6 protein-coding genes are annotated in these 6,909 nt (G+C 68.1%); all 6 read right to left on the bottom strand.

From position 1 onward, the window contains the following. Nucleotides 1-101: 101 nt before the first annotated feature. The 6 genes from QZ546_RS08465 to QZ546_RS08440 all read right to left on the bottom strand — a co-directional run bounded on the left by QZ546_RS08465 (nt 102) and on the right by QZ546_RS08440 (nt 6,899). Nucleotides 102-842: a TorF family putative porin gene (locus QZ546_RS08465; protein ID WP_294236153.1), complete on the bottom strand. Its 741-nt coding sequence runs from the start codon at nt 840-842 to the stop codon at nt 102-104. Beyond that, nucleotides 839-1,285 carry a hypothetical protein gene (locus QZ546_RS08460; protein WP_294236152.1) on the bottom strand — a complete coding sequence of 149 codons (447 nt, stop codon included), beginning with the start codon at nt 1,283-1,285 and terminating at the stop codon, nt 839-841. The genes QZ546_RS08465 and QZ546_RS08460 overlap by 4 nt, the downstream gene beginning before the upstream one ends. Nucleotides 1,286-1,445: 160 nt before the next feature. Continuing rightward, a complete protein-coding gene (locus QZ546_RS08455; RefSeq protein WP_294236151.1) occupies nt 1,446-2,198 on the bottom strand; it encodes a class I SAM-dependent methyltransferase in 753 nt (250 codons plus the stop codon). A gap of 1 nt (nt 2,199) precedes the next feature. Beyond that, a complete protein-coding gene (gene prfB, locus QZ546_RS08450; protein WP_294236150.1) occupies nt 2,200-3,327 on the bottom strand; it encodes a peptide chain release factor 2 in 1,128 nt (375 codons plus the stop codon). A gap of 68 nt (nt 3,328-3,395) precedes the next feature. Further along, the gene (locus QZ546_RS08445) at nt 3,396-5,891 is read right to left on the bottom strand and encodes a transglycosylase domain-containing protein (RefSeq protein ID WP_294236149.1); all 2,496 of its coding nucleotides are present in this window, start codon (nt 5,889-5,891) and stop codon (nt 3,396-3,398) included. Between the two features lie 54 nt (nt 5,892-5,945). Beyond that, a complete protein-coding gene (locus QZ546_RS08440) occupies nt 5,946-6,899 on the bottom strand; it encodes a rhodanese-related sulfurtransferase (RefSeq protein ID WP_294236148.1) in 954 nt (317 codons plus the stop codon). Nucleotides 6,900-6,909: the final 10 nt, after the last annotated feature.

The raw sequence follows: 6,909 nt of genomic DNA, 5'->3' as shown, positions 1-6,909 counted from the left end.
GGTTTGGGGTGGGGGCCTGGCCGCGGGCGACACGGCACGGGGGGGAGAGGCCCTCCCCAGCCCCTCCCGCCTGCGGGAAGGGAGTGAGCGGCCGGCGCGATTTAGAAGCCGAATCGCACCCGGCCGACGATCCGGTCGCCCGCATGGCGTGCATCGGCCAGGGGGTAGATCGACGCCGCCCGCTCCGACACATCGGTGCCGACATAGTCCAGGCCCAGCGTCACCGGCCCGGTGATATGCTCCACGCCCAGTCGCCAGTCGGTATATTCGCCACCGGGCCGCAACCGCGCGGCACGCGCCGGGTCGTCGGTCGTGCCCGTCGACCGGCCGATCCCGGCCAGCACCGTCCAGGGCGTACCCGGAATCCCCGTCTGCGCTCCGGCATGAAGATACAGGTTATCGCCGCCGATCGCGCTTTGCGACGGTGCGTAATCGGCGCCCGCGTCGACCTGCACGGGTCCCAGCGTATAGGCGGCGGATCCGCCCAACTCGACATAATCGGCGTCGAAGCCCGCACCACCGAACAAATGCCCGGTCACGCGACCGCGCAGCGTCACCGGGCCGACGAGCGTGCTCGCACCGAGGCTCAGGTCGCCCACCACATCGGCGCCGCCATGCCGGGCCGAATCGCGCAAGGCGACGATCCGGCCGCTCGCCTCGATCGGCCCCTGGCTCGCGAAGATATCGGCGGAGGGCGATAGCCGCCCCCCGCTCCAGCTCAGTCCCCGGCGATTTTCATCGCTGTTCAGCTCGACGCCCAGCAAAGGCCGCTCCTGCGCGAGGAGCGGCGAGGCCATGGCGCCGCCCAGAAGGGCGACAGACACGATGCTGCGCAAGATCATCCGGCGCGCGTCTCGGCATAAAGGCGATCCATCTCGGCGCGCAAGCGCTCGTGATCGTCCCGGGCGACCGCCTGGACGTGATCGCGCACCGCGTCCTGCCGGGCGGCCACCTCTTGGGCGATCGCGGCGCGGTGGGTGCTGCACCAGCCGGGGCGGCTGCCCGCGATCACGCCGTCACGTGCGGCGCTACGCATCAGGGTCGCGCCGTTCGCCCCGCGCGCCTCGCGGTGGACGGTGACGTTCGCGCTCCACAGGCAGCGCAGGGTCGACGGGCGGCCGCCGGTCGCGACCGCGCCGATCTGCTTGTGCGTCACGCCGATGTCGGCGTTGTAGCGGACCGCGACGGGACCGGAATGATGGTCCATTCGGACATGGTGTTCCAGCGCCCCGTCCGACGCGACAGCACCACCGAGCGCGAGCCCGGCGATCAAAAGCATGTTCATCATCATCTCCTTCTGCGGAGCCCCGGCTTATGTGGCCGGTGGCCTATCGGCACCAGGTCGGGCCGATACCCGATCAATGCATGAAAAATCTGTCATGTTCCAGATTTGTCGTGGCACCGATGACGATTGGCCTGCGCGCCTTCCCCGGCAGGGAAGGATGTCAATTATCCTCCGTACGGCACGGCCGGATCGCACTGGGTTCGGGACGCGGGCCGTTGGCGCGGAAGGTCGCCAGATAGCCGCCCGCCGAGGGCATGTTCTCGATCGACACCTGGGTAAAGCCGACCGCCGCGAACTCGCATTTCAACAGCGCGGGCGGGGTGCCGTGCGCCTTGGTCTGGCGGTCCGCATCGACCACCACGACCAGCCCATCGGGCTTCAGCGCGGGAAACAGCCGCCAGAGAAACTCATAGGGCTGGTCGATCTCGTGATACATATGCACCATGAGGACGCGGTCGAAGCTGCTCGGCGGCAGCTTGGGATCGGCGGGTTCGCCCAGCCGGACGCTGACATTGTCCAGCCGCTCGCGCGAGACACGCTCGGCCAGCCGGTCGCGCCAGGCGGCGACGATGTCCTCGGCCAGCACGCGGCCGGTCTTGCCGACCCGCTGCGCCAGGCGGACGGTGTAATAGCCCTCGCCCGCGCCGATATCGGCGACCGTCATGCCAGGGCGGATATGCGCCCGGTCCATGACCTGGTCCGCCTCGCGCAGCCGGTCGCGGGCATCCTCGCTCGACCAGCGTGACGACACGACATCGGCGACCGGACGATCGGCCGCCGGAAAGGGGCCGACCTTCTCCTCCTCATCCTTGTGCGGGATGAGCGGCTTCGATCCGTCGCAGCCCGCCACCGCGCCCCCCAGCGCGATGACCAGTGCCGCCGCCAAGATGGCTTCAGCCCCCCGCGTGCGCATCTTACTCGACATCCTCCACGGCGACCGCCTCGCCGGTCACACGCTGCGACAGGGCCGCGGCCATGAACGAGTCGAGATCGCCGTCCAGCACGTCGCCCGGCGCGGTCGAGGTCACGCCCGTCCGAAGGTCCTTCACCAGCTGATAGGGCTGGAGGACATAGGAGCGGATCTGGTGGCCCCAGCCGATATCGGTCTTGGTCGCGTTCTGCGCATTGGCCGCCGCCTCGCGCTCGGCCAGTTCGCGCTCGTACAGGCGGGCGCGAAGCTGGTTATAGGCCTCGGCCTTGTTCTTGTGCTGCGACCGCTGGTTCTGGCACTGCACCACGATGCCGGTCGGCAAATGGGTGATGCGCACCGCCGAGTCGGTCGTGTTGATGTGCTGACCACCCGCACCCGATGCACGATAGGTGTCGATGCGCAGCTCGCTCTCGTTGATCTCGACCTCGATATTGTCGTCGATCACCGGATAGACCCAGACGCTCGAAAAGCTGGTGTGGCGGCGCGCGGCGGAGTCGTAGGGGCTGATCCGCACCAGACGATGCACGCCCGACTCGGTCTTGGCATAGCCATAGGCATTCTCGCCCTTGACCAGCAGCGTCGCCGACTTGATCCCGGCCTGCTCGCCCGCGTGGAAGTCGATCAGCTCGACCTTCATGCCGTGCCGCTCGGCCCAGCGCGTATACATGCGCTGGAGCATCCCGGCCCAGTCCTGGCTCTCGGTGCCGCCCGCGCCCGCGTTGATTTCCAGATAGGTGTCGTTGGCGTCCGCTTCACCGGCCAGCAGCGCCTTGACCTTGTCGGCCTCGGCGCGCTTGGCCAGTTCGCCCAGGCTGGTGACGGCTTCCTTCTCCAGCTCCTCGTCGCCCTCCATCTCGGCCAGCTCGATCAGCTCGACCGTGCCCGACAGCTCGTTCTCGATGGCGCGGGTGGCGGTGATCGCCTCGTCCAGGCGGCGACGCTCGCGCATCACGGCCTGGGCCTGTTTGGGATCGTTCCACAGCGCCTGATCCTCGACGCGCGCGTTCAGCTCGTCCAGGCGGCGCAGCGCGCGGTCCCAGTCGAGGAAGCGGCGCAGCAGCTCCAGGGCATCCTTGATCGTGTCGACATGAGCCTGCGCTTCAGCGCGCATGGGTATTCTCCAAAAATCGGTCGTACGCCGTCCATCGGGAACGGGAAAAGACGAATATGGGAAGCGGGCTAGTAGATTCCGCCTTCCCTTTGCAAGAAATCGCTGTCGCGCGGCGGCGCAGGGGTCGCCGGGCCGGTGGGCGTGGCAGGCGCGGCGGCGGCCTCGGCGTTCCGGCGAGCCCGGCGGCGCGGCTCGCTCTCGGGCTTGAACGCTTCCCAGATCACGGCGGGCTTGGGATCGTCGCCGGTCGGGAAGGTGCCATAGACCGGCCGCCCGCTCGCCCGGTCGATGCGGACCATGCGGATGCCGGGCGCGGCGCGGAAGGGCAGCTTGTCGAGCCCCTCATAGGCCTTTTCGGCAAACTGGTGGAAGATCGGTACCGCGACCGTGCCGCCCTGCGCGAAGCCGCCCAGCGAATGCGGGCTGTCATAGCCGATATAGAGGCCGCCGACGAATTGCGGGGTGCCGCCGACGAACCACACATCGGTCGGACCGTTATTGGTGCCGGTCTTGCCGAACATCGGGCGGTCCAGGTCGCGCAGGCCGGTGGCGGTGCCGCGCTGGATCACGCCCTCGGTGATATGGACCATCTGGTACGCGGTCATCGCGTCCATGACCTGACGCTGGCGGCTGACCGGACGCGGCATCGGCTTGCCGTCATAATCGGCGGCATTGCACCGGTCGCAAGCGTGCCAATTCTCCGGCCAGATCACCTTGCCATGCCGGTCCTGGACGAAGTCGATCAGCGTCGGGTCGCCGCCCCGCCCGTTATTGGCCAGGATCGCATAGGCGTTGACCATCTGCCCCACGGTCGTCTCGCCCGCGCCCAGCGCATAGGCGAGATAGGGCGGGAAATCGCCGATCCCCATCTGCTTGATCATCGCGACGACGTTCTTCATGCCGACGGTCGAGGCCGTCCGCACCGTCATCAGGTTGCGCGACTGCTCGATACCCCAGCGCATGGTGTGCGGACCCGCGCCGGCCGAATTGCCGAAATTGCGGAAGCATTTGGTGCCCAGCCCCGCACCCTGGTCGATACAGAAGGGCCCGTCGACGATGATCGAGGCGGGCGTCATGCCCTGGTCGAGCGCGGCAGAATAGACGATCGGCTTGATCGTCGATCCCGGCTGGCGCTCGGCCTGGGTCGCGCGGTTGAATGCCTGGAGCCGCGCGTCGAAGCCGCCCTGCATGGCCAGGACGCGCCCTGTCGCGGGCTCCTCGACCACGAAACCGCCCGAGATGCGCGGGATCGAGCGCAGCTGGAACTGGTCGCCCGCGGGCGAGACGGCGACGATGTCGCCGACCTTCAGCGCGCTGAACGCGGTCGCCGCCGTGCCCCGGCGCGGCATCTGCGCGAAGCTGCGGGGCAAGGTGCCGGTGCGGCCATTGGCGAAGCCGATCGTGGCCTCGCCACTGTCCTTGGCGGTGACGATCCCGGCCCGCCAGTCGCGATAGTCGAGCGCGATATTGGTGTTCAGCAGCGCCTGTTGCCAGTTGGTGTCGTCGATCTCCTCGTGCCGGATCGGCCCGGACCAGCCGCGCCCGCCCTCGAACCGGACCAGCCCGTCGCGCAGCGCCTCGGCCGCCAGGTCCTGCAACCGCGTGTCGAGCGAGCTGCGCACCCACAGCCCGCCGTCATAGACGCTGTTCGGCCCGCTCTCGGCCTTTTCGCCATAGCGCTTAATCAGCTGGCGGCGCAGTTCCTCGACGAAATAGCCGCCGACCTGCGCATATTTGGGGGTGCGACGCAGCACCGTGCCCAGCGGCTCGGCCATCGCGGCGTCATATTGCGCGCGGGTGATGAAGTTGTTCGACAGCATCTCGCGCAGCACATAGGCGCGCCGCTCGAGCGCACGGTCGGCATGGCGGATGGGGTCGTAATTGGCGGGCCCCTTGGGCAGCAGCGCCAGATAGGCCATCTGGCCAAGCGTCAGCTCGTTCAGTTCCTTGTCGAAATAGGCATGGGCCGCCGCCTCGACACCGAAGGCGTTTCGTCCCAGCGCGATCTGGTTGAGATATAGCTCCAGGATCTGCTGCTTGGTCAGCGTATCCTCGATCTTATAGGCGAGGATCGCCTCCTTGACCTTGCGGGTCGGCGAATAGGCGTCGCCGATCAGCAGGTTCTTGGCGACCTGCTGCGTGATGGTCGATCCGCCGCGCGCGCGCCGCCCGGTGCCCCATTTTTTGGCATAGTCGATGACCGCGCCCGCCAGGCCGGGATAATCGACGCCGCCATGCTCGAAGAAGCTCTTGTCCTCGGCCGCCAGGAAGGCGCGGACGAGAAGTGGCGGATATTCGTTGAACGACAGCTCGACCCGGCGTTCGCGCGCATAGGACTGGATCGGCGTGCCGTCATTGCCGCGCACATGGGTGGGCAGAGGCGGCTCATAGGCCTTCAGCGCATCGACCGAAGGCAGGTCGCGGATGAAGACGAACCAGAACACCCCCGCCCCGATCGCGGCCAGCAGCGCGAGGACCGCGAACAGCCGCACCCACCAGCGGCGCCAGAGCGGGCGACGCGGCGTTTCGGGCGGAGCGGACGGGATGGAGCTATCGACGGCCATGGCTTTTCGGGCGTTCGTGTAGCAGGTTCCCCCGCGCTTGCCACCCGCTTGGCGTCAGGCGGCGGGCGGTTCGTCGCGCGGTTCGTCCGGTCCCGGATAGCGCGCGCCGACATGCGCCTGCCCTCGCGCCGCCGCCAGCGCCTCCTGCCGATGCCGCTCGGCATAGGCCGCCAGCCGCTCGGCGTCGCGCGTGCCGTGGCAGGCGGGGCAGCTCACCCCCTCCACATAAAGCGGCGAGGCGCGATCCTCCGGCCCGACCGGCATCCGACAGCCATGGCACAGGCCATGAGACCCTTGCGCCAGCCCATGCCCCACCGCCACGCGCGCGTCGAAGACGAAACATTCGCCGTTCCAGCGGCTCTGCTCCTCAGGGACCGTCTCCAGATATTTCAGGATGCCGCCGTCGAGGTGGAAGACGTCCGCGACCCCTTCCGCCTTCAGGAACGCGGTCGCCTTTTCGCAGCGTATGCCGCCGGTGCAGAACATCGCGACCTTGGACTTGCCCGCCATCAGTTCGTCGCGATGCGCGCGGAACCAGCCGGGAAAGTCGCGGAAACTCTTCGTCCCGGGATCGACCGCACCGTCGAACGTGCCGATCGCCACCTCATAATCGTTGCGCGTGTCGATCAACAGCGTGCCCGGATCGGCGATCAGCGCATTCCATTCCGCGCCCGCGACATAGGTGCCGACCTCCCGCGTCGGGTCGATCCCGTCCACGCCCATCGACACGATCTCACGCTTCAACCGCACCTTCATCCGGTGGAATGGCATCGTCTCCGCGCCGGAGTCCTTGTAATCCAGATCGGCGCAACCCGGCAGCGTGCGGATATGATCCAGCAGCGCCTCGATCGCGTCATGGGCGCCCGCCACGGTGCCGTTGATCCCTTCGTCCGCCAGCAGCAGCGTGCCCCGGATACCGTTCGCCTCGGCGACCGCCAGAAGCGGCGCGCGCAGCGCGGCGGGGTCGGGAAATGCGGCGAAACGATACAGGGCACAGACACGGATCATGTCCGCGCCT

This window comes from uncultured Sphingomonas sp. (assembly GCF_913062585.1).
Taxonomy (GTDB): domain Bacteria; phylum Pseudomonadota; class Alphaproteobacteria; order Sphingomonadales; family Sphingomonadaceae; genus Sphingomonas.
The sequence above is the reverse complement of the archived record's forward strand: the minus strand, read 5'-3'. Positions and strand labels throughout refer to the sequence as shown.

Excerpts from the sequence above, each read along its gene's own strand:
- QZ546_RS08465 (WP_294236153.1), bottom strand. The coding sequence starts at position 842 with ATGATCTTGCGCAGCATCGTGTCTGTCGCCCTTCTGGGCGGCGCCATG.
- QZ546_RS08460 (WP_294236152.1), bottom strand. The coding sequence starts at position 1,285 with ATGAACATGCTTTTGATCGCCGGGCTCGCGCTCGGTGGTGCTGTCGCG.
- QZ546_RS08440 (WP_294236148.1), bottom strand. The coding sequence starts at position 6,899 with ATGATCCGTGTCTGTGCCCTGTATCGTTTCGCCGCATTTCCCGACCCC.
- QZ546_RS08445 (WP_294236149.1), bottom strand. The coding sequence starts at position 5,891 with ATGGCCGTCGATAGCTCCATCCCGTCCGCTCCGCCCGAAACGCCGCGT.
- prfB (WP_294236150.1), bottom strand. The coding sequence starts at position 3,327 with ATGCGCGCTGAAGCGCAGGCTCATGTCGACACGATCAAGGATGCCCTG.
- QZ546_RS08455 (WP_294236151.1), bottom strand. The coding sequence starts at position 2,198 with ATGCGCACGCGGGGGGCTGAAGCCATCTTGGCGGCGGCACTGGTCATC.